The sequence below is a fragment of the Ramlibacter sp. genome, assembly GCF_036383835.1.
In the GTDB taxonomy this organism is placed as follows: domain Bacteria; phylum Pseudomonadota; class Gammaproteobacteria; order Burkholderiales; family Burkholderiaceae_C; genus Ramlibacter.
The window spans coordinates 1-20967 of the sequence record NZ_DASVNN010000034.1; the positions used below are offsets into that span (position 1 = coordinate 1).

At 69.3% G+C, this 20967-nt stretch carries 18 protein-coding genes, 1 tRNA gene and 1 pseudogene; 8 read left to right on the forward strand and 12 right to left on the reverse strand.

The annotated features are described in order from the left end of the window. A partial coding sequence (locus VF522_RS05560) for a ribonucleoside-diphosphate reductase subunit alpha (protein WP_330907240.1) occupies nucleotides 1–2628 on the reverse strand: 2628 nt, incomplete at its 3' end. Between the two features lie 606 nt (nucleotides 2629–3234). On the opposite strand from VF522_RS05560, the gene VF522_RS05565 reads away from it, so the two are divergent. Then, complete coding sequence (locus VF522_RS05565) at nucleotides 3235–3915, forward strand: ImmA/IrrE family metallo-endopeptidase (protein ID WP_330907241.1); 681 nt, start codon at nucleotides 3235–3237, stop codon at nucleotides 3913–3915. Between the two features lie 904 nt (nucleotides 3916–4819). Here the strand turns inward: VF522_RS05565 and ampD are convergent. From ampD to VF522_RS05590, 5 genes are read right to left on the reverse strand one after another with little or no spacing between them, the layout of a single operon-like run. Continuing rightward, nucleotides 4820–5401 carry a 1,6-anhydro-N-acetylmuramyl-L-alanine amidase AmpD gene (gene ampD, locus VF522_RS05570; protein ID WP_330907242.1) on the reverse strand — a complete coding sequence of 194 codons (582 nt, stop codon included), beginning with the start codon at nucleotides 5399–5401 and terminating at the stop codon, nucleotides 4820–4822. Then, complete coding sequence (locus VF522_RS05575) at nucleotides 5382–6854, reverse strand: sigma-54 dependent transcriptional regulator (protein ID WP_330907243.1); 1473 nt, start codon at nucleotides 6852–6854, stop codon at nucleotides 5382–5384. The genes ampD and VF522_RS05575 overlap by 20 nt, the downstream gene beginning before the upstream one ends. Next, nucleotides 6854–8578, reverse strand: coding sequence for a sensor histidine kinase (locus tag VF522_RS05580; protein ID WP_330907244.1), 1725 nt, complete (start codon nucleotides 8576–8578; stop codon nucleotides 6854–6856). The genes VF522_RS05575 and VF522_RS05580 overlap by 1 nt, the downstream gene beginning before the upstream one ends. An 11-nt stretch (nucleotides 8579–8589) precedes the next feature. Beyond that, on the reverse strand, nucleotides 8590–8823 hold the full coding sequence (locus VF522_RS05585; protein ID WP_330907245.1) for a PP0621 family protein: 234 nt from the start codon (nucleotides 8821–8823) through the stop codon (nucleotides 8590–8592). Then, the gene (locus VF522_RS05590) at nucleotides 8820–9617 is read right to left on the reverse strand and encodes a cytochrome C assembly family protein (protein ID WP_330907246.1); all 798 of its coding nucleotides are present in this window, start codon (nucleotides 9615–9617) and stop codon (nucleotides 8820–8822) included. Before VF522_RS05590 ends, VF522_RS05585 begins: the two co-directional genes overlap by 4 nt. 76 nt (nucleotides 9618–9693) lie before the next feature. On the opposite strand from VF522_RS05590, the gene ffh reads away from it, so the two are divergent. Continuing rightward, nucleotides 9694–11058 carry a signal recognition particle protein gene (gene ffh, locus VF522_RS05595; protein WP_330907247.1) on the forward strand — a complete coding sequence of 455 codons (1365 nt, stop codon included), beginning with the start codon at nucleotides 9694–9696 and terminating at the stop codon, nucleotides 11056–11058. A gap of 139 nt (nucleotides 11059–11197) precedes the next feature. After that, nucleotides 11198–11938 (forward strand): hypothetical protein, encoded by a 741-nt coding sequence (locus VF522_RS05600; protein ID WP_330907248.1) that lies wholly within the window; start codon nucleotides 11198–11200, stop codon nucleotides 11936–11938. 68 nt (nucleotides 11939–12006) lie between these two features. Here the strand turns inward: VF522_RS05600 and VF522_RS05605 are convergent, their stop codons facing one another. Continuing rightward, complete coding sequence (locus VF522_RS05605; RefSeq protein WP_330907249.1) at nucleotides 12007–12789, reverse strand: porin family protein; 783 nt, start codon at nucleotides 12787–12789, stop codon at nucleotides 12007–12009. Between the two features lie 181 nt (nucleotides 12790–12970). Between VF522_RS05605 and VF522_RS05610 the strand changes: the two genes are divergently transcribed. Further along, the gene (locus tag VF522_RS05610; protein WP_330907250.1) at nucleotides 12971–14161 is read left to right on the forward strand and encodes a M20 aminoacylase family protein; all 1191 of its coding nucleotides are present in this window, start codon (nucleotides 12971–12973) and stop codon (nucleotides 14159–14161) included. Nucleotides 14162–14273: 112 nt separating this feature from the next. Then, nucleotides 14274–15233 (forward strand): tripartite tricarboxylate transporter substrate-binding protein, encoded by a 960-nt coding sequence (locus VF522_RS05615; RefSeq protein ID WP_330907251.1) that lies wholly within the window; start codon nucleotides 14274–14276, stop codon nucleotides 15231–15233. A 3-nt stretch (nucleotides 15234–15236) separates the two neighbouring features. On the opposite strand, the gene VF522_RS05620 is transcribed toward VF522_RS05615, so the two are convergent. Genes VF522_RS05620 through VF522_RS05630 form a run of 3 tightly spaced genes read right to left on the reverse strand, consistent with a single transcriptional unit; the run spans nucleotide 15237 to nucleotide 17707 of the window. Beyond that, nucleotides 15237–15911, reverse strand: a complete 675-nt coding sequence (locus VF522_RS05620; RefSeq protein WP_330907252.1) for a YkgJ family cysteine cluster protein — start codon at nucleotides 15909–15911, stop codon at nucleotides 15237–15239. A gap of 4 nt (nucleotides 15912–15915) precedes the next feature. Further along, on the reverse strand, nucleotides 15916–17253 hold the full coding sequence (miaB, locus tag VF522_RS05625; RefSeq protein WP_330907253.1) for a tRNA (N6-isopentenyl adenosine(37)-C2)-methylthiotransferase MiaB: 1338 nt from the start codon (nucleotides 17251–17253) through the stop codon (nucleotides 15916–15918). A 7-nt stretch (nucleotides 17254–17260) separates the two neighbouring features. Further along, nucleotides 17261–17707, reverse strand: coding sequence for a hypothetical protein (locus VF522_RS05630; RefSeq protein WP_330907254.1), 447 nt, complete (start codon nucleotides 17705–17707; stop codon nucleotides 17261–17263). Between the two features lie 261 nt (nucleotides 17708–17968). Here VF522_RS05630 and VF522_RS05635 point away from each other — a divergent pair, with 261 nt between their 5' ends. Beyond that, on the forward strand, nucleotides 17969–18160 hold the full coding sequence (locus tag VF522_RS05635; protein WP_330907255.1) for a hypothetical protein: 192 nt from the start codon (nucleotides 17969–17971) through the stop codon (nucleotides 18158–18160). Nucleotides 18161–18271: 111 nt separating this feature from the next. Here VF522_RS05635 and VF522_RS05640 read toward each other — a convergent pair. Both VF522_RS05640 and VF522_RS05645 read right to left on the reverse strand, forming a co-directional pair. After that, nucleotides 18272–18348 (reverse strand) — tRNA-Met (locus VF522_RS05640). Nucleotides 18349–18380: 32 nt separating this feature from the next. Continuing rightward, entirely contained in the window at nucleotides 18381–19844 is a 1464-nt protein-coding gene (locus VF522_RS05645) for a vWA domain-containing protein (protein WP_330907256.1), read from the reverse strand. Between the two features lie 122 nt (nucleotides 19845–19966). Between VF522_RS05645 and VF522_RS05650 the strand changes: the two genes are divergently transcribed. Continuing rightward, entirely contained in the window at nucleotides 19967–20578 is a 612-nt protein-coding gene (locus tag VF522_RS05650) for a sigma-70 family RNA polymerase sigma factor (RefSeq protein WP_330907257.1), read from the forward strand. Then, a pseudogene (locus tag VF522_RS05655) lies at nucleotides 20575–20967 on the forward strand (hypothetical protein); the annotation flags it as partial. The gene VF522_RS05650 and the pseudogene VF522_RS05655, both read left to right, overlap by 4 nt.

Here is a 20967-nt window from a genome sequence, read left to right on the forward strand (position 1 = left end):
GTAGATGTTCAGCGACTGCGCCTGGTCGATCCACTTCTGGCGGCGGGCGGCGGCTTCCACCAGCCACACCGGCTCGACCTCGAAGGCGGTCGCGTACAGGGACTTGACCTCCTGCGGCACGCGGTCGATCGGGCGCAGCGAACCGTCGAAGTGCTTCAGGTCCATGACCATCACGTCGTCCCACAGGCCCAGGCGCTTGAGGTCGCGCACCAGGTAGTGGTTGATCACCGTGAACTCGCCGGACAGGTTGGACTTGACCGACAGGTTGCCGAAGCAGGGCTCGATCGAGGCGTCCACGCCGATGATGTTGGAGATCGTCGCGGTCGGGGCGATGGCCACGCAGTTGCTGTTGCGCATGCCGTCGGCGGCGATCTTGCCGCGCAGCGCGTCCCAGTCCAGGGTGGCGGAGCGGTCGACGTCGACGTAGTGCTCGCCGCGCTGCCGTGCCAGCAGGTTCAGGGTGTCCAGCGGCAGGACGCCCTGGTCCCACAGCGAACCCTTGTAGCTGGAATAGCGGCCGCGCTCGCGCGCCAGTTCGGTGGACGCCCAGTAGGCGTAGTAGCAGACGGCCTCCATGGACTCGTCGGCGAACTGGATGGCGTCCTGGCTGGCGTAGGGGATGCGCAGTTCGTACAGCGCGTCCTGGAAGCCCATCACGCCCAGGCCCACCGGGCGGTGGCGCATGTTGGAGTCGCGGGCCTTCTTCACGGCGTAGTAGTTGATGTCGATCACGTTGTCGAGCATCCGCATCGCGGTGGAGATGGTGCGCTTCAGCTTCTCCTGGTCGACCTTGCCGTCCTTCAGGTGCTGCAGCAGGTTCACGGAACCCAGGTTGCAGACGGCCGTCTCGGTGTCGGACGTGTTCAGCGTGATCTCGGTGCACAGGTTGGACGAGTGCACCACGCCGGCGTGCTGCTGGGGCGAGCGCACGTTGCAGGCGTCCTTGAAGGTGATCCAGGGGTGGCCGGTCTCGAACAGCATCGAGAGCATCTTGCGCCACAGGTCGGTCGCCACCACGGACTTGCTCGGCTTGATCTCGCCGCGCTTCGCCTTCTCTTCATAGGCGAGGTAGGCCTTCTCGAACTCGGTGCCGAACTTGTCGTGCAGGTCCGGCACGGAGGCCGGCGAGAACAGGGTCCACTCGCCCTTTTCCATCACGCGGCGCATGAACAGGTCGGGGATCCAGTTGGCCGTGTTCATGTCGTGGGTGCGGCGGCGGTCGTCGCCGGTGTTCTTGCGCAGCTCCAGGAACTCTTCCACGTCCAGGTGCCAGGTCTCCAGGTAGGCGCAGACGGCGCCCTTGCGCTTGCCGCCCTGGTTCACCGCCACGGCGGTGTCGTTCACGACCTTCAGGAAGGGCACCACGCCCTGCGATTCGCCGTTGGTGCCCTTGATGTGCGAGCCCAGGGCGCGCACGCGGGTCCAGTCGTTGCCCAGGCCGCCGGCAAATTTCGACAGCAGCGCGTTTTCCTTGATCGACTCGTAGATGCCGTCCAGGTCGTCCGGCACCGTGGTCAGGTAGCAGGACGACAGCTGGGAGCGCAGCGAGCCGCTGTTGAACAGCGTCGGCGTCGACGACATGAAGTCGAAGCTGGAGAGCACCTCGTAGAACTCGATGGCGCGCGCCTCGCGGTCGATCTCGTTGAGCGCCAGGCCCATGGCCACGCGCATGAAGAAGGCCTGCGGCAGCTCGATGCGCGCCTTGCGCACGTGCAGGAAGTAGCGGTCGTACAGGGTCTGCAGGCCGAGGTAGTCGAACTTCAGGTCGCGGTCGGCCTGGAGGGCGCCGCCCAGGCGCTTCAGGTCGTACTGCAGCAGCCTCTCGTCGAGCAGCTCGTTCTCCACGCCCTTCTTGATGAACAGCGGGAAGTTGTCGGCGTAGGCGGCGGCGCGCTCGGCGGGCGCCACCTCGGCGCCCAGCACCTCCTTGAAGATCGTGTGCAGCAGCAGGCGCGCCGTGACGAAGGTGTAGTCGGGCTCCTTCTCGATCAGCGTGCGGGCGGCCAGGATGGAGGCCTTGTAGACCTCGTCGAGCGGCACGCCGTCGTACAGGTTGCGCTGGGTCTCGGCGACGATCGGCTCGGGCTTGACGTCCGTGCCCAGGCCCTCGCAGGCGGACACGATCAGTGCCTGCAGCGCGCCGATGTCCAGCGGCACGCGCTGGCCGCGATCGAGCACGTGGAACTGCGGCGCGGCCGGCGCTTCCTGCTGGCCCTGCTTGGCGCGTTCCTGCGAACGGCGCTCGCGGTACAGCACGTAGGCGCGGGCGACGTCGTGCTGGCCGCTGCGCATCAGGCCCAGTTCGACCTGGTCCTGCACGTCCTCGATGTGGAAGGTGCCGCCGCCCGGGCGGGAGCGCACCATCGCCTTGACGACGGCCTGGGTCAGCACGTCGACGGTTTCGCGGACCGAAGCCGAGGCCGCGCCGGTGGTGCCGTGTACCGCCAGGAAGGCCTTCATCATCGCGATGCCGATCTTGCTCGGCTCGAAGGGGACCACCGCGCCGTTGCGGCGGATGATCTGGTAATTCGCTAAGCCGGCAGGAGGTTCTCCCGCCCGAGGAATCGTGGCGAACTGCCCTTGTAGGGGATGGGCAGACTGAATCTGGGTGACGGCGGCAGATTGCATGTTTCTTCCTGAGGTGTTGTTCGAGTAAAGACACACGAACGCTCCCGCTCACGGACTAGTGTCGTGTGACTAGGGGGAGCGGATTTGGGCGGCCGGAGCCGCGACGACGCCTAGTTGCTTGAACTAGGACATGGAGGTTTTCGGGAAAGAGGCGAGAAGTTGAGAGGGGAACGAGCTGTGCATGACGCTCGCAGCCGATCGCTCTGTGGCTCACTTCTCATTTCTTCTCCTCGTGTGACCTGCGACTAGTGTATTCGCATGCGCCGCAAAACACTATATGTAGTGTGAAGAACTTTGCATGCCCCTACATCTAGCGTTTTCCCGGTGCAAATTGGCCACAGGTTCCGGCCGGTGCACCAACAGGTTCTCCACAGAGTGATCCCCAAAAATGACGACTCGAAGCTCTTCCCGGTGTGTTTTGACCGCGTTCTCGCTTCAGACGCCAAGCTGTTGCCGAGGCGAGCTGCCGCTGTGGATAACGTTGTTCGGATCCGGTGCAGGACGTCTTTCGTGGATCCGGAAAGAGGAGGGGAAAACACTAAATGTAGGGTCCAAGGCTGGCAATGACCCCATATATAGCGTACAGTTCATCTCCCCGGAGGTCGCATGGACTACTACGCCATTGAAGTTGAGGCTCGAACTTTGCTCGGCCGCATTTATCGGCGGGAGATGGAAGAGCGACCCGGTTTTCTCAGTCCAATGCAGATGATTGAGCCCGAAGTTGTGGCGAGCCATCTTGGGTACGAATTGACGTTCGAGCCCTCCCTCGGAAACTGGGGCACTCGGGATTTGAGATTCGAGATCGCAGGCCTGTTAGACCAACAACGCCGGATCATTCGTGTCTCCCTCAAGTTCCGTCATGAGGAGGGCCGCTTCACTGCGGCGCACGAACTCGGCCACGCAGTCCTTGCCCATCCGGGAACGATCATTCACCGCGACAGGCCCGTCTTTGACATGCCTAGGCCTGGCAAAGATCGGATCGAGAAGGAAGCGGACTACTTCGCAGCGTGTTTGCTTGCTCCCCGCCGATTGATCGAAGAGCAATTTGAAAGGCGTTTCGGCCTTCGGGCACCGCTTCCGTTGACGGACGCCGTCGCGTTCAACCTTTGCGGAGAGTCGGCGCACGCGTTGATGCGAGCTGGACCTTCCTCGTACAAGTTCGCTGCGGCGGTTGCGAGCGCTCGCTCCTTTAATGGCGATCACTTCAGATCACTCGCAGAGACGTTCAACATCTCTGTCGGCGCCATGGCAATCAGGTTACGAGAGCTTGGCCTGATCGAGGAGTGATGCGGAAACGCTTTGGAGGCCTGGAGCCAGCGGGAAGTTCGCCCCCTCCCGAGCCAACAACGGTGAGGCGCTCTGATTTGGCGGCTCGTGATGTGCTGCGCGTTGGCGAGGCAGTCAGTACGCTTCCGCGGCCATCCTGCGATTGCGAATAAAAGCGGGGGCGGCCGCCCCCGAAAAAATCCCCTATTGCACTTGCCGTGCGCTTAGTCTCGCGGACGAGACCGCAGCACGATCTTCCAGGGCTTCCCGTCGGCGCGGCGGATCTTCCGCCCCCCGCGGGTGATCGTCATCCTAAAGATGACAATCGGGTCGTTGGAGTCGGCCATGATTGGCCTCCTTTCTGACACTGTGGGGGCTTCCCTGTTCCTGCAACTCAGATCCCGGCGCACATGAGTGCGGCGGTCCAAAGCCCGCAGATCGAACCCCGAGTCACCAAAAAGGTTCGAAGTGAGCTGCCCCGCTACTCGCAGCCTGATTCAACCGTCTTCAGCACATCGAATCGCCGGTCAAATGCCGACTTGTTCGTTCGAGTAGCCCATACGGAAGATGCGATTTCGGAGGCACGCTCGGGGAGAAGTGTACGGGTGCAAATCGCGTCCGTACACTACCCATGGTGTTGTTGTGCGGTGTGCGCCACTATAGGTAGTGTCCGCGAACCCTGACTGGTCACGCCCTTGCACAGCGGTGTCCACAGTCACTTCACCCCACCGCGCCCCGTCGGCACGCCGCGGGCGTCGCGCGCGGACGCAGCATTGGCGCGGCCCGCGCGGGCATGCATCGCGGCGACGCGGCGCGCGAGCCCACTTATCCACCGCCGGGTCGTGCGGCTGCGGCGGCGCCAGGAAGCTCCTCTGCCGTTGCGGGGAAAAAAGTTGGCGCGCGCGCGGCGCGCGATGCGCTCGCCTCAGGCCCGCGGGAACCAGTCGCGCGGCCAGCCCAGGTCGCGCTGCAGCAGGGCCCATTCGAACCCCGCGCCGGGATCCTGCTTGCGGCCCGGCGCGATGTCCTCGTGGCCGGCGACGTGGCGGATCGGGTAGCGCTGCGCGAGGGCGGCGGCGAGCGAGGTCAGCGCCTCGTACTGCGCCGGCTCGAAGGTCCCGCCCTCGATGCCTTCCAGCTCGATGCCGATCGAGTCGTCGTTGCAGTTGTCGCGGCCGCGGTAGCTGGATGTCCCGGCATGCCAGGCGCGCTCGTCGCAGCTCACGAACTGCAGCAGCGCGCCGTCGCGGCGGATGAAGAAGTGCGCCGACACCTGCATGCCGCGGATCTGCTGGAAGTAGGGGTGCGCGTCCCAGTCCAGCGTGTTGGTGAACAGGCGCTCGACCTCGTCGCCGCCGTAAATGCCGGGCGGCAGGCTGATCGAATGCACCACGACCAGGTCGATGGCGGCCTGCGCGGGGCGCGGGCCGAAGTTGGGCGAGGCGATGCGGTGGGCGAAGCGGTACCAGCCGCCGTCCCACAGGGCATCAGGAGGCTGCGGGGTCATCGGCGTCTTCGCTGCCGGGCGTGGCGATCGCCAGCCGCGCGATGCGGTAGCGGATCTGCCGCAGGCTCAGGCCCAGTTTCTGGGCCGCCGCCGTGCGGTTGAAGTTGGTCTCGCGCAGCGCCTTCACCAGGATCTCGCGCTCCTGCTGGTCCAGGTAGGCCTGCAGGTCGTTCGGCACCCCGGCCGGTGCGCTCGCCGGGGCCGCGGCGGCGACGGCGGGCGCGGCTTCGGCAGGGACCGCCGCCGGCGCACCCGGCGCCAGGTCCACCTGCAACTGCGAGCCGTCCGAAAGCGCCAGCGCGCGGTGCAGCAGGTTCTCCAGCTCGCGCACGTTGCCGGGCAGCGGGTGCGACTGCAGCTGCTGCAGCACCTGTGGGGACAGCTGCGGCGCCGGCATCCCGGCCTCGGCGGCGATGCGCGCCAGCAGCGCCTCGCACAGGGCCGGCAGGTCCTCGCGGCGCTCGCGCAGGGGCGGCACCACGATCTCGATCACGTTCAGGCGGTAGAACAGGTCCTGCCGGAAGCGGCCGGCCTGCACGTCGGCGGCGAGGTCCTTGTGCGTCGCGCTCACGACGCGCACGTCCACCGATTCCTCCTGGGTGGAGCCGATCGCGCGCACGCTGCGTTCCTGGATGGCGCGCAGCAGCTTGGACTGCATGGGCAGCGGCAGGTCGCCGATCTCGTCGAGGAACAGCGTGCCGCCGCCGGCCGCCTGGAAATAGCCTTCGCGGTCCGCGGTGGAGCCGGTGTACGAACCCTTCTTCGCGCCGAAGAACTCCGCTTCCAGCAGCGTCTCCGGGATGGCGCTGCAGTTGACGGCGATGAAGGGGCCGTCGGCACGGTGGCTGCACGCATGGATCGCGCGCGCCACCAGTTCCTTGCCGGTGCCGGACTCGCCGCGCACCAGCACCGGCGCCATGCTGCGCGCCACCTTGGCGACGCGTTCCTTCACCTGGCGCATGGACGGCGACTCGCCCACCAGCCGCTGCAGGGCCGAGCCGCCCCTGATGCGGTCCGTGCCGGCAGCGGCCGCGCGCACGCCGGCGGCCGGCCGCGCGCGTTCGGGCATCGCGGTCTCCTGGATCGCGGACGCAACGACCGTGCGGAACTGCGTCAGGTCGACCGGCTTGGTGAGGTAGTCGAAGGCGCCGGCCTTGAGGGCCTCCACCGCGTTCTCGGCGGAACCGTAGGCCGTCATCACCACGCAGCGCTCGCTGCGCTGCTGCGCGCCCATGCGCTGCAGCAGCTCGAGGCCGAGGCCGTCGGGCAGGCGCATGTCGGTGATCACCGCGTCGAACCTGCGCTCGTCGAGCAGTTGCGTGGCTTCGGCCAGCGTGCTGGCGGCGTCCACCCGGTAGCCCTCGCGCAGCAGCGTGAGCTCGTAGAGGGTTCGGAGGTCGGGTTCGTCGTCGACGACGAGCACATGGGCCGGGGACGCGGTGGCTTGCGGCATCAGGCGCGTATTGTGTCAAACGGTGAGCCGCCCGGCACCACGGCCGTACGCGTGCGGAACGTGACCGTGAAGGAATTTCCCTCGCGGCCGCTGCCGTCCGGCGCCGTCGTGCGCGCATAGGCGATTTCCGCACCGTGGCGCTCGCACAACTCGCGGCAGATGTAGAGCCCCAGTCCGCTCGACCGGCTCTCGGAGGAGAAGAAGGGCTCGAACAGGTGCCGCTGCACGCTGGTATCGAGCGGCTTGCCGTCGCTCCACACCTGCACCCGCGCGTGGCCGCCCGCGAGGTCGGTCGCCACCTGGAGCGAGCCGCGGCGCGAAGACGCATAGCGCAGCGCGTTGTCCAGCAGGTTGACGAGCACGCGGCGCAGGTGTTCGCCGTCGAATGCGGCCCAGGCCGGCCGCGAGCCGAACTGCATCTGCAGCCGCTCGCCGGCGCGCGCGTGTCGCTCCCACTCCTCCAGGAATCCCTCCACCACCGGATCGAGTTCCAGCCAATCGACGGTGCGCGGATGGACCCGTGCCAGATTCAGGATCTCGTCGACGATCTGCGACAGCCGCTGGGCGTTCTTGCGCACCATCGCCACCAGCCGCTGCTGGTCCGGATCCGCGAGCTCCTCGCCCAGCAGCCCGTTGGCCTGCGCGATCGCGGCGAGCGGATTGCGGATCTCGTGCGCCACCGCGGCCGACATGCGGCCCATCGCGGCCAGCTTCTCGGTACGCAGCTGCGCTTCGGCCTCGCGCAGGTCCTGCAGGAACATCACGCACAGCGCGTCGGTGATGGCCTCCTGCGGCGGGGTGAGGCGGGTGCGCACGCGCAGGTGCAGGCGCTCGCCGGCGGCCAGTTCCAGCGCGAGGTCGGCGTTCTGCGCGGCGCCGGTGTCGAAGGTGCGCTGGGCCAGCGCGGCCAGCGGCTTCCAGCCCGGGCGCGCCACCAGCGCGAGCGAGGCCGGCGCTTCGCGCGCCTGCCACGCCAGCAGCGTGCGCGCGGAAGGATTCGCGGCGTGGATGCGCCAGTCCGGTCCGACCACCAGCAGGCCGTCGGTGAGGTTCTCGATCACCAGCTCGTTGACGTGTGCCTGCGTGCGCGCGGCCGACAGGCTGCGCCGAGCGGACTTTTCCTCGCGTGCCAGGCGCACGGCCAGCTGGTTGGCGAGCACCGCCACCACGAAGTAGCCGCCGCCGGCGAGGCCCGCCTGCACCAGGCGCGAAGTGTGCTCTGCGCCTTCCAGGGACTGCACGCCGGCGTCGATCAGCAGCAGCAGCGTCACCGCGGCGGCGGTGCCCAGGCCCAGCAGCGCCGAGCCCAGCACCGAGGCCGTCAGCACCGGCAGCGCGAACAGCGGCGAGAAGTTGAGGCCGGCGGCCTGCAGGAAGTGCAGCGTGGAGAACGCCAGCAGGTCGATGCCGATGGTGGAGACCCATTGCGGGTCGAAGGTGCGCCCCGGAAACGCCGGGCGCGTGAACGTCCGCACCGCCAGCGAGGCGACGAGATAGGTGCCGCACAGTCCCAGCTGCCAGACGTTGAGCGGCGCGAGCCTGAGGGTCATCAGCCCGCCCAGCACCGCCAGCAGCACCACGGCGACGGCGATGCGCGCCACCATGAATCCCAGCCACAGGCGCTGGAAGGCCGAAGGCGGCGGCTCCGCCGCCGGGGCCGGCGCGGCCCAGGTCCACGTCGAATGGCCCCAGCCGGGCTGCGATGGGGGTTGGGAGGCCGGCATGCGCTGGGTCCCTAGCCGCCGGCGCGCTGCCGGTGGTCCTGGCAGCAGTACAGGCGCCCGTCGGGGCCGGGCAGGGCGTCGGTGCGCGGCAGGTGCACGCCGCACGCCGCGCAGGCCACCATCTCCTGCGGGCCGTCCGCGGGCCCGGGCGGGCGCGCGGACGGCGGGCCCTTGCGTTCGATGCGGGCGTTGCGCCACATCATGTACGCGATCACGAGCACGACGATCAGGAGCAGGTACTTCACGCGGAGCGTCCCAGCACGACTTCCAGCACGAATCGCGAGCCCACGTAGGCCAGCAGCAGCAGCAGGGAGCCGACGTAGATCACGCGCACGGCCTTGCGGCCGCGCCAGCCGAAGCGCGCCCGACCGAGCAGCAGCAGGGCGAAGGCCACCCAGGCCAGCAGCGAGAGCACCGTCTTGTGGTCCCAGCGCCAGGCGCGGCCGTACAGCGACTCGGAGAAGAAGATGCCGGCCAGCAGCGTCGCCGACAGCAGCACGAAGCCGGCGGTCGCGAAACGGAAGGTGAGGCGTTCCAGCGTCAGCAGCGGCACGCCGGCCTGTGGTTCCTCGCCCAGCCGCATGGTCTGTTCGGTGCGCTGCATCAGCCAGGCATGCACCACGGCGGCGGCGAGCAGGCCGTAGGCCGCCACGCCGAGGGCCCAGTGCAGCGGCAGCCACGGCGACCCGCTCACGTGCAGGGGCGTGCCGGGGAACACCAGCGCCAGCAGCACCGCGGCCGCGCCCAGTCCCGCGAGCGCCCAGCGGGCCCGCAGCTGCGGGAACATCTGGCGCTCCACGGCGTAGACCGTGAGCACCAGCCAGGCGGTGACGGACAGGGCCGGGGCGAAGCCGAAGCGCGGCGACGCGCCCAGCAGGCCCCAGGCCAGCGCCCCCGCATGCAGCACCCAGGCCGCGATCAGCGCGGTCCGCGCGGCGCGCTCGCTCAGCCGGGCATGGCCGGCCGCCGGCACGGCGTACGCCGCGGCGGCCGCGATGGTGAGCGCCACACTCGCCGGGGAGGCACTGGATAAAATCATGGACCGAGTTTAGCCCCTGGGCTTTTGCCCACCGTCGCCGCGGGCGGCGGTCCTGTGGCGCAACCCCCACTTCCTCATGGCCTCTGCCCTTTCCGACAAACTTTCCCGACTGGTCAAGCAGATGCGCGGCCAGGCGCGCATCACCGAAGACAACGTGCAGGAGATGCTGCGCGAGGTCCGGATGGCCCTGCTGGAGGCCGACGTCGCCCTGCCCGTGGTGCGCGACTTCGTCGCCCGCGTCAAGGAGAAGGCGCTGGGCCACGAGGTGGTGGGCTCGCTCAACCCCGGCCAGGCGCTGGTGGGCATCGTCCACCGCGAGCTGGTGAAGACCATGGGCGAGGGCGTGAGCGACATCGACCTGGCCACCCAGCCGCCCGCGGTGATCCTGATGGCCGGCCTGCAGGGCGCGGGCAAGACCACCACCACCGCCAAGCTGGCCAAGCACCTGATCGAGAAGCGCAGGAAGAAGGTGCTGACGGTCTCGGGCGACGTCTACCGGCCGGCGGCCATCGAGCAGCTGAAGACGGTGACGCGGCAGGCCGGCGCCGAATGGTTCCCGAGCACGCCGGACCAGAAGCCGGTGGACATCGCGCGGGCTGCCGTCGACCACGCCCGCCGCGGCTACTTCGACGTGCTGCTGGTCGACACCGCCGGCCGCCTCGCGATCGACGAGGCCATGATGCGCGAGATCAAGGACCTGCACGCCGCCATCCACCCGGTGGAGACGCTGTTCGTGGTCGACGCGATGCAGGGCCAGGACGCGATCAACACCGCCAAGGCCTTCAAGGAGGCGCTGCCGCTCACCGGTATCGTGCTGACCAAGCTCGATGGCGATTCGCGCGGCGGCGCGGCGCTGTCGGTGCGGCAGGTCACCGGCGCCCCGATCAAGTTCGCCGGCGTCAGCGAGAAGATCGACGGCCTGGAGGTGTTCGATGCCGAACGCCATGCGGGCCGGATCCTGGGCATGGGCGACATCGTCGCGCTGGTGGAACAGGTGCAGGCCGGCGTCGACATGGAGGCTGCGCAGAAGCTGGCCGCCAAGGTCAAGAGCGGCGAGGGCTTCGACCTCAACGACTTCCTCGCGCAGCTGCAGCAGATGAAGCAGATGGGCGGCCTGTCCACGCTGATGGACAAGATGCCGGCGCAGCTGCAGGCCAAGGCCGGCCAGGTCGACATGGGCAAGGCCGAACGCGACATCCGCCGCAAGGAAGGCATCATCTGCAGCATGACGCCGCACGAGCGGCGCAAGCCCGACATCATCAAGGCCACCCGCAAGCGCCGCATCGCCGCCGGCGCCGGCGTGCAGGTGCAGGAAGTCAACCGCCTGCTCAACGAGTTCGAGCAGATGCAGACGATGATGAAGAAGATGAAGGGCGGCGGGATGATGAAGTTGATGAAGAGGCTGGGTGGCGGCAAGGGCATGCCGAAGCTGCCGTTCTAGAAGCGCTGCCTTTCGAGGCGCTGTAGGCCGCGATCCCTCTCTGATTCGCGCGCAGTGCCTACTTGAACGCCGGCCTGCCGGGCCACTCAGGTCCATCGCCTTTCCGAACAATCCGGGCGATCAGGACAGGGAGGCTTGCATGCCGTACTCGCGTTCGCGAACGCGCTCCGTTTCTTCGGCCCTCGGCCGCGGCCTGGCCGCGCTGGCCATCGCCGCGGTGCTGTTTCCCCAGGCGCCGGCGGTGGCCGGCCAGCTCCCCTTGCGCAGCGCCAAGCTGGCGGACCTGCGCGGCGAGCAGGCGTCGGCCGACGTGCGGCACGTGGCCGACTGGGCGGTGGATTCCGGCGATCCGGGCGGCCTGCCCTTCGTGATCGTCGACAAGCGGGACAGCCGCGTGTTCGTCTTCGATGCCGAAGGCCGCTTGCGCGGATCGAGCCCGGCGCTGGTCGGCGCGGCCCGCGGCGACGAGTCGGTGCCCGGCATCGGCAGCCGCGAGATCGCGAGCATCCGCCCCGAGGAGCGGACCACGCCGGCCGGCCGCTTCACGGCTGTCATGGGGCAGGGGCCCAGGGGCGAGGACATCCTGTGGGTGGACTACGACTCGGCGCTCGCGCTGCATCGGGTGGTGACGAGCGTGCCGCAGGAGCGCCGGCTGCAGCGCCTGCAAAGCAAGGTGTCCGCCGAGCGCCGCATCACCTACGGCTGCATCAACGTGCCGGTGTCCTTCTACGACGCCGTCGTGCGATCGACCTTCAGCGGATCGGGCGGCATCGTCTACATCCTGCCGGAGTCGCGCAGGCCGCAGGACCTGTTCGGGTCCTACGAAGTGCGGCAACCGGCAGGCCACGCGACGGCGTGGCAGGCGCATCCCGCGCACTGAACCGCAAGCGTTCGCTCCACAAAAAAAAGAAACCCGCCGAGGCGGGTTTCCTGCTGCGGGCGCGTGCCTCAGTTGCGGTACGGGCGCGCCGCGGGTGCCGGGGCGGGCGCAGGTGCGGGCGTCACCACCACCGGGGCGGGCGCCGGCGTCACCACCACCGGCGCGCGGGCGGGGGCCGGGGCGGGCGTCACGATGATCGGCGCGGGCGCCGGGGCGACCACGCGCGTGGGCGCCGGGGCGCCGAAGCGGTAGACGAGGCCGACCGAAGCGACGTCGATGTTGCCGCGGCCGCGCACCGGCTCGTCGACGCGGTAGCGCTCCCACTCGCCGCGCACGGACAGCTGCGGCGTGAACGCGTACTCGACGCCGACGCCGACCTTCGGGCCCCAGTCACGGCCGGTGCGGCCGACGCCGCCGAAGGTGGTGCGCGAGCGCGTGTAGGCCGCGCCGACGCGGGCGAAGGCGGAGAAGCGGTCCGTGACGGGCAGGGTGCCCACCAGGTCCAGGTTCAGGCCCTGGTAGCGCGAATTGCCGGCGCCGCCCGGAGCCGCATAACCGTAGTCATAGCTGCCCAGGTCGTAGTAGCCGCCTTCGATCGCGAAGTTGCGGTGGAACTGGTAGCCGCCGAAGAGCTTCCATGCGGTGTCGCGCTCGTCCTGGCTGAAACCGGTGCCGGGTGCCACGAGGGGCGGCGGTGCATCGAAATCCGTGGACGCGCGTCCGACGTTGCCGCCGATGTAGGCGCCGGGCACGAACTGCGCCAGGGCCTGCGTGCCCAGCGTGGCGCCGAGCACGGCGATGCCGAGGGCACCGAGGCGGAATGCGGTGGAACGATGCTGTCGTGAAGTCAAACTGTTTTCTCCCTTGTAAGAGCGGCCGAGTATGGAGAGGGCGTCCGATCCCGGGGGGTGACCTCCGCCCCATCCGCGCAAATACAACGCGCGCAATTGCAACCGTTCTTTGTTGAGCAGCACGCGTGGGAGACCTGGTGTAAGGCCGCTGCTTATACTGCCGCCTCCACTGGAAACGCCCATGAATCTTGTCGATAGCTTCGCCGACACCTCCCGCTTCGTCGCCCTGCGGCGCGACATCCACATGCACCCCGAACTCGGTTTCGAGGAGCACCGCACTTCGCAGCTGGTGGCCGAGCGCCTGCGCGAATGGGAGATCGAAGTGCACACCGGCATCGCCGGCACCGGCGTGGTGGGCGTGCTGCGCCAGGGCAGCGGCAAGCGCAGCATCGGCCTGCGCGCCGACCTCGACGCGCTGCCTCTGCAGGAAGAGAACCACTTTGCGCACCGTTCGCAACACGACGGCCGCATGCACGCCTGCGGCCACGACGGCCATACGACCATGCTGCTGGCGGCGGCGTGGCACCTCGCCAAGGCGCGCGACTTCGACGGCACGGTGAACTTCATCTTCCAGCCGGCCGAGGAGATGGGGAAGGCGGGCGCGCTGAAGATGGTGCAGGAAGGCCTGTTCGAGCGCTTCCCCTGCGAGGCCGTGTTCGCGCTGCACAACTTCGCGGTGCCCACCGGCACCTTCGCGGTGAATCCCGGGCCGCTCATGGCCTCCAGCAACACCTGGAAGATCGTCATGCACGGCCGCGGCACGCACGCGTCGCAGCCGCACACGGGCGTCGACCCGGTGGCGGCGGTGATCGACCTGGGCCAGCAGCTGCAGACGCTGGTGGCGAAGGTGATCCCCTCGACCGAACGCGCGCTGCTCGCCGTCACGCAGATCCAGGGCTCGGTCGCGCCCAACGTGATCCCCGACGAAGCGTGGGTGGGTGGCACCGTGCGCACCTTCTCGGTGGAAGCGACCGACAAGATCGAAGCCGGCATCCGGCGGCTGGCCGAAGGCATCGCCGCGGCGCATGGCTGCCGCGCCGAGCCGAGCTTCCGCCGCGCCTCGCCGCCCGTGGTGAACCACGCGCGCGAAGCGCAGTTCGCCGCCGACGCGATGCGCGAAGTGGTGGGCGCGGCCAACGTGGACGACCAGTACCCGGCAGTGATGGCCGCCGAGGACTTCGCGCACATGCTGCGCGTCAAGCCCGGCTGCTACGCCTTCATCGGCAACGGCGACGGCGGCCACCGCCTGCCGGAGCACGGGCCCGGTCCCTGCATCATCCACAACACCTCGTTCGACTTCAACGACGAGATCATCCCCATCGGCGCCAGCTATTTCGTCCGGCTGGCGCAGAAGTGGCTCGCCAGAACATGACCCACCCCCGAAGCGGCCTCCGGCCGCCTCCCCCTCAAGGGGGCGCCCCCAGCGGCCCGGCAAAGCCGGTTCCGCGGCGGCACAGGATCAGACCCTTCGTCAAGGAGATTTCATGACTGTTCGAACCTTCCGCAGCGCCGCCGTGGCGCTGGTCCTCGCCGCCGCCGCGGCCTCGCCCGCATTCGCCCAGCGCGTCGTCAAGATCGTGGTGCCTTACGGGCCCGGCGCGGTGCAGGACACGGTCGCGCGCACCTTCAGCCAGGAGCTGGGGCAGGCGCTGGGCGCCTCCGTCATCGTGGAGAACCGGCCGGGCGCCGGTGGCACGGTGGGCACGCAGGCCGTCGCCAAGTCCACGGACAACAACACCCTGGTGCTGTCCGCGGCGAGCCACATGCTGGCCGGCCACCTGTACAGCAAGCTGGGCTACGACCCCGTCAAGGACTTCACCGGTGTCGCCTACATCGGCAACTCCGGCTACGTGATCGCCGCGCCCGGCAACCTGGGCGTGAACACGCTGGCGGACTACGTGAAGATGGTGAAGTCGCAGCCGGGCAAGCTGAACTACGCGTCGGCCGGCAACGGCAGCGCGACGCACCTGGGCATGGCCTACTTCCTGGCCAAGGCCGGTGCCCAGATGCAGCACGTGCCGATGAAATCCACCGGCGACGCGGTGAACGAGGTGCTCGCCGGCCGGGTGCAGGGTGTCGTGCCGGCGCTGGTCGGCGTCATGGGCTTCAAGAGCGACGCGCGCATCAAGCTGCTCGCCTACACCGGCGCCCAGCGTTCGAAATTCCTGCCGGAGCTGCCGACGGTGGCCGAGGCCGGCGTGCCGGGCTACAAGTTCGACACCTGGTTCGGCCTGCTGGCGCCGTCGACCATGCCCCGCTCCGACGTGGACAAGATCAACGCCGCGATGAACAAGGTGCTGGCGGATCCGGCCGTGCAGCAGCGGCTGGTGCTGCTGGGCGTGGAGGGCGGAACGATGTCGGTGGACGCGTTCCAGAAGCTGCTGCGGGCGGACGACGAGCAGGCCGGGATGCTGGTCAAGGCGTCCGGCGCGCGGATCGAGTAGGTCTCAACGGCGGCCGGCGCCCTGGGGGAAGAACTCCCGGATGTCGGCCAGCTTCAGCTGCTGCAGTCCCGCCTGCAGCGCCTCCTCGCTCTTCACCTTGCCCAGGTGGGCGCGCAGGTACAGCTCCTTGTGCTGGCTGTAGTCGGCGTACGGCATGTGCGACAGCGCTCCCGGCACGCGATGGCACAGGAGGTCGTCGACGTCCATGCTGAACATCAGCCGGCACACCATCGGCCGGTGCTCGTAGATCGTGCAGCGCGAGTCCTCGAGGAACGAGCAGGGCTGCGCCACGTAGCGTTCATCGCCCTTCGCGCTCCAGGTCGCGGGCTGGTGCAGCGGAGCCCCGGTCTCGCGCGCGATCACTTCGGCCTCCTGCTGCGTCAGCACCACCGGCTGGCGGCAGCACGCGTCGCAACCGGCGCTGCAGGCGGAATGCGGGCCGACCGATTCGCCGAACACCTCGGCCAGCTGGCGCAGCCAGAAGATCCTGTGCTGGATGCGCGGCGCCTTCTCCAGCTGCTTCAGCAGGCCGCCCACCCGCGGCTCGCTGGCGCGCGCGCGCTGTGCCGCCAGTCGCACCTGTTCCTGCGCGCGTTGCTGCGTGCGCGGATCGGCCCAGCGCTCCGCCTGCCGTTCGACGAGGGCCAGCGCGTCCTCCGGGAGACTTTCGCCGGCCATCTCCTCAGGCGGCCAGCCGCTCGCTCGTGACCACCTCGGCGCGCAGCGAATGCGGCAGCGCCTGCGTGATCGTCACGTCCACCATCTGCCCCACCAGCCGCTGCGGGCCGGCGAAGTTGACGATGCGGTTGCACTCGGTGCGGCCCATCAGCTCGTTGGGGTCCTTGCGCGAAGGGCCTTCGACGAGGATGCGCTGCACGGTGCCGACGCGGCTCGCGCTGATGCGCTGCACGTTGTCCTCCAGCATCGCCTGCAGGTGCTGCAGCCTTTTCAGCTTCACCTCGTGCGGCGTGTCGTCGTGCAGCGCCGCCGCCGGCGTGCCGGGACGCGGGCTGAAGATGAAGGAGAAGCTGGCGTCGTAGCCGACGTCGTGCACCAGCTTCATCATCTTCGCGAAGTCGTCCTCCGTCTCGCCGGGGAAGCCGACGATGAAGTCGGACGACAGCGAGAGGTCCGGCCGCACGGCGCGCAGCTTGCGGATCGTGCTCTTGTACTCCATGGCGGTGTAGTTGCGCTTCATCGCCATCAGGATGCGGTCGCTGCCGTGCTGCACCGGCAGGTGCAGGTGGCTCACCAGCTGCGGCACCTTGCCGTAGACGTTCACCAGCCGCTGCGTGAATTCGTTCGGGTGGCTGGTCGTGTAGCGGATGCGGGCGATGCCGGGGATCTCCGCCACGTACTCGATCAGCAGCGCGAAATCGGCGATCTCCGAAGTGCCGCCCATCCTGCCGCGGTAGGCGTTGACGTTCTGCCCGAGCAGCGTCACTTCCTTCACGCCCTGGTCGGCCAGGCCGGCGATCTCGGTCAGCACGTCCTCGAAGGGACGCGACACTTCCTCGCCGCGGGTGTAAGGAACCACGCAGTAGCTGCAGTACTTGGAGCAGCCTTCCATGATCGAGACGAAGGCGGAGGCGCCGTCCACCCGCGCCGGCGGCAGGTTGTCGAACTTCTCGATCTCGGGGAAGCTGATGTCCACCTGCGGCCGATGCTGGCGCTCGCGTTCGGCCAGCAGTTGCGGCAGGCGGTGCAGCGTCTGCGGCCCGACCACCACGTCCACATAGGGTGCGCGCGCGATGATCGCCGCGCCTTCCTGCGACGCGACGCAGCCGCCCACGCCGATCAGCACGCCCTTTTGCTTCAGGTGCTTCACGCGCCCGAGGTCGGAGAAGACCTTCTCCTGCGCCTTCTCGCGCACGGAGCAGGTGTTGAACAGGATCAGGTCGGCCTGCTCCGGATCCTGCGTCGGCTCGTAGCCTTCGGCCGCGTTCATCACGTCCGCCATCTTGTCCGAGTCGTACTCGTTCATCTGGCAGCCGAAGGTCTTGATGTAGACCTTTTTCATCGCACCCTCACTTCAGCAGCAGCCAGCGCGCGGCCCAGATCAGTTCCAGCAGCTCCTGGAAGCGCTTGTAGCCCTCGGGGTTGCCGAGGTCCGCGCTGGTGCCGCCGAGCTTCGCGAATTCCTGTTCGTTCAGCAGCCACACCTCGTGCACGAGGCCGGCGGCGTCGCGCTTGTAGAGGGTGTAGACCGACTTGCCGGCCAGCGTGCCGGTGAGCACCAGGCGGTTGTCGCGGTCGCGGATGCGCACGCCGGGGGAGAAGCGGTCGTCCTTGCCTTCGACCTGGATGATCGGCGGCGTGGCGCTGACGGCAATGATGGCGGGCTTCACGTCCTTCGGCGCGCCGCGGATCGATTCGATCTGCGCGGTGGCCGCGGTGGCGGCAAGCGTGAGGCCCAGGAGGGCGGTTCGGGTCCAGCGGTTCATGGTGTAGAGCCAGAGGCTGTGATGTGCCATTGCGGGGCACTTTGCTCGACGGGCCGAGCGGTGTCAACGCGGAGGCGTCGTGGCGGCGGTTCGTGACGCATGGGCGGCACGCCGTGGAGCGAAATTGTGCCAGAGGCGCCACGGCCGCCTGCGCAAGCCGCAACTGCCCGTGGCACGGCCCCGACCGCCCGTCGTCTTGTCGGCGCGTTCCGACAAGGCGGTGCGGCGCAGTCCGACGGCCCCTGTCCCGGGGCCATCCAACCATCGCTCTTCCGTCTCGAGGAGAGAACAATGCCCGACATCTTCGAAGAAGAGTATTTCTGCTCCAGCGAGCGCCCGCCGCAGGCGAAGGATTCCGGGCGTGACGCGGTGGAGCCCAAGCCACGGGCCGATGCCTGGGGAGGGGAGCAGCGATCCCAGGCGGGCGAACGCAAGTCGCCGCCCCGGCGCGAGCGGCAGATCGTCTGCGAGTGGGATTGCTGATCCGCGCAGCGCGAACGCCAGCGCCTGAGCTGTCGGGCCGGGCACGCATCCGGCTTGGAGGGCGACCAAGGAAAAAGGGTTGACGGCAGTTGCCGGCAACCCTTATTTGTCTGGTGGCGCTTCAGGGACTCGAACCCCGGACCTGTGGATTATGATTCCATCGCTCTAACCAACTGAGCTAAAGCGCCGAAGCCGACGATTATAGCGGTTTCGCGCGCGCTCAGCGGCCGGCCTTCGCGAGCTCCTCGGTGATCAGGCGCACGACCAGGCGATCCAGCGTGTCGACCGAATAATTCTTCACGTCGTGCACGGTCTCGCGGCCGGGCCCGCTGCCCGGCCGGTGCGCGTCGGCGTAAGTCAGGAACACGAACTTGCCGCCGGTGTACTGGGCGATCTGCCGCTGGATGAATTCCCCCTGGCGGTCCAGCCCGCTGGCGCCGACGCCGAACACCTTGATGCCCTTGCCCAGCGCGGCCAGCATGTCCTCGTCGTAGTGCGGGGCGCCGTAGTCCAGGTGCGGCGGCGCGTCGGCGAGCAGGATCACCAGCCGGGTGGCGCCGTCGCCGCGCCAGCTGAGCTGGTGCACCGTGTCGTGCAGCGCCTCGTTCATCGCTTCCGGGTAGTCGCCGCCGCCGGCCGCCTGCAGCGGATACAGCGCCTGTTGCAGGAAGGCCCCGACGTCGTTGGTGAAATCGTGGCTGCGCAGCACGAAGGCGTCGCCGCGGTCGCGATAGGCCACCAGGCCCAGGCAGATGTCGGGCCGGCTGGGCAGCGCCGCGACTTCGGCCGTGATGGTGCGCAGCGTCGCCTTCAGCTTGTCGATCTCGTCGGCCATGGAGCCGGTCGCATCGATCAGGAACACCAGGTCCAGCCGCGCGCGCGGCGCCGGGGCCGCGGCGTCCAGCACCACTTCGACTGCGCTCTTCTGCCCGCGCGCAAGCCGCGCCGAGGACTGGGCGCCGTCCTTGCGCACCACCACTTCGTATTGCGGCGAGCGCAGCGGGTCGAAGGCGTCGGGGTGCAGCCAGGCACGGCCGCCGGCGTCGGTGCGGGCCCACATGGCGTAGCCGCTGCTGCCCTGCACCGCCACCTCGGCGTCGCCGACCGGTCGGCCGCGGCGGTCCTTGACCTCCAGCAGGTGGCGCCGGCGGACGTCGCGCGGGCGGTGCTCCACGCGCGTGCGCTCGCGAAAGGCGAGATAGGCGCTGAAGTCGGCGTTGTCGTCCACCACGCCGGCGGTGACCGTCGGCGGCGCGGCCCATTGCGGCTGCGCCGGGGCTGGATCGTGCGGCGCGAAAGATTCGCGGGCTGCGATACCGGGCGCGGCCGGGGCCCTCGGCGCAGGCGACGCGACCGCGGAGGGCGGCGCTTCGCGGCGCATGCGGTCCTCCGTGCCGCGCGCTTCGGGGGCGGCCTTGGCCAGCGCATCCGGAACGCCGGCGCGACCCTGCGGATCGGGGTCGGCGAAGCCGGGCACCTCGCGGGTGCTCACCGGCCGTGCGCAATGGGTGGCGGACGGCGCCTCGAAGTTGGGCACGCTGCGCGGCCCGGCGCGCAGCGCCTGTTCGGGCCGCGGCTCCGGCCTGGGTTCCGGCCACAGCGGCTGCGCGGTCGCTGCGGCGGCCACGAGCAGGGGCGCGCACAGCACGGCGCCGATGCGGCGCGAAAGGGGATGTTTCTTCATGGACACTCCTTGGCAAGGTGTGTCGCTTGCACGGCGCAGCGGCCGCGACGGGGTTCGCGGCGCCGCCGGTTTTAACCCCGATCCGCCGCGGCCGCCGTAGAACGTGGTGTGAGAATCCGCCCATGCCCCCCGCCTTCCGCGAACTGCCGGACGAGGACCTGATGCTGGCCTATGCCGGCGGCGATGCCGCTGCCTTCGACGTGCTCTATGCCCGCCACGAAGCCGCCCTCTACCGCTTCGTGCGGCGGCTGCTGGGCGCGCCCCTGGCGGCGCAGGCCGACGAGGTGTTCCAGGATGCGTGGCTGCGGATCGTGGCCGCCCGCGCGAGCTTCGTGCCGCGGGGCGCGGCCTGGCGCACCTGGGCCTTCACCATCGCCCACAACGCCGCGATGGACCGCCTGCGCGTCGCCGGCCGCGAAGTCGCGCTGGAGCGCGAGGACGAAGACGATCCGCTCGAGTGGCTGATGGCGCGCCTGGACCACGTTGCGCCTTCCAGCGAGGACCACGCCTTCTGGCGCGCGGCCGGCGCGCAGCTGCTGCATTGCCTGGAAGCATTGCCCGCCGCGCAGCGCGCCGCCTTCCTGCTGCACCACGAGGACGGCGCGAGCGTCGAGGACCTCGCGCAGCGGCTCGCGCTGCCTTTCGAGACGGCCAAGAGCCGCCTGCGCTACGCATTGCGCAAGCTGCGCGGCTGCATGGGCCAGTACCTCGAAGCGCTGGAGCCGGCGCGATGACCGAGCTGCGCGACGCCCGCCTGCGCAAGGCGCTGGAGGAGGCGCCCGACGCGCACGCGCAGCCGCCGGCGCGCATCCGCGAAGCGATCCGCGCGGCGGCGCATGGCGCGATGCAGCCGTGGTGGCGGCGCTGGTGGGCCGCGCCGCGAGGACAGCCGCAGGCGCTGCGGTGGATCGCCTTCGCGAGCGTCGCGCTCGTGGCCGGCGGCGTGGTGCTGAGCGAGCGCTGGGCGTCGCCACCGGCGCGGCAGGAGGTCGCGGTGGCGCAGGCGCCGGCGCCCATGCCGGCACCGCCGGCGCAGGGGGCGATCGCTCCGGTGCCCGCGAAGCCGCCGGCCGCGCCCGCACGCGAAGCTGCCGCGCCTCCGCAGTCGCAGCGGCAGTCGCAG

Bases quoted from the DNA above. Each gene is read 5' to 3' on its own strand.
- VF522_RS05565 (WP_330907241.1), top strand. From the start codon at position 3,235: ATGGACTACTACGCCATTGAAGTTGAGGCTCGAACTTTGCTCGGCCGC.
- ampD (WP_330907242.1), bottom strand. From the start codon at position 5,401: ATGACCCCGCAGCCTCCTGATGCCCTGTGGGACGGCGGCTGGTACCGC.
- VF522_RS05575 (WP_330907243.1), bottom strand. From the start codon at position 6,854: ATGCCGCAAGCCACCGCGTCCCCGGCCCATGTGCTCGTCGTCGACGAC.
- VF522_RS05580 (WP_330907244.1), bottom strand. From the start codon at position 8,578: ATGCCGGCCTCCCAACCCCCATCGCAGCCCGGCTGGGGCCATTCGACG.
- VF522_RS05590 (WP_330907246.1), bottom strand. From the start codon at position 9,617: ATGATTTTATCCAGTGCCTCCCCGGCGAGTGTGGCGCTCACCATCGCG.
- ffh (WP_330907247.1), top strand. From the start codon at position 9,694: ATGGCCTCTGCCCTTTCCGACAAACTTTCCCGACTGGTCAAGCAGATG.
- VF522_RS05600 (WP_330907248.1), top strand. From the start codon at position 11,198: ATGCCGTACTCGCGTTCGCGAACGCGCTCCGTTTCTTCGGCCCTCGGC.
- VF522_RS05610 (WP_330907250.1), top strand. From the start codon at position 12,971: ATGAATCTTGTCGATAGCTTCGCCGACACCTCCCGCTTCGTCGCCCTG.
- VF522_RS05615 (WP_330907251.1), top strand. From the start codon at position 14,274: ATGACTGTTCGAACCTTCCGCAGCGCCGCCGTGGCGCTGGTCCTCGCC.
- VF522_RS05620 (WP_330907252.1), bottom strand. From the start codon at position 15,911: ATGGCCGGCGAAAGTCTCCCGGAGGACGCGCTGGCCCTCGTCGAACGG.
- miaB (WP_330907253.1), bottom strand. From the start codon at position 17,253: ATGAAAAAGGTCTACATCAAGACCTTCGGCTGCCAGATGAACGAGTAC.
- VF522_RS05630 (WP_330907254.1), bottom strand. From the start codon at position 17,707: ATGGCACATCACAGCCTCTGGCTCTACACCATGAACCGCTGGACCCGA.
- VF522_RS05635 (WP_330907255.1), top strand. From the start codon at position 17,969: ATGCCCGACATCTTCGAAGAAGAGTATTTCTGCTCCAGCGAGCGCCCG.
- VF522_RS05645 (WP_330907256.1), bottom strand. From the start codon at position 19,844: ATGAAGAAACATCCCCTTTCGCGCCGCATCGGCGCCGTGCTGTGCGCG.
- VF522_RS05650 (WP_330907257.1), top strand. From the start codon at position 19,967: ATGCCCCCCGCCTTCCGCGAACTGCCGGACGAGGACCTGATGCTGGCC.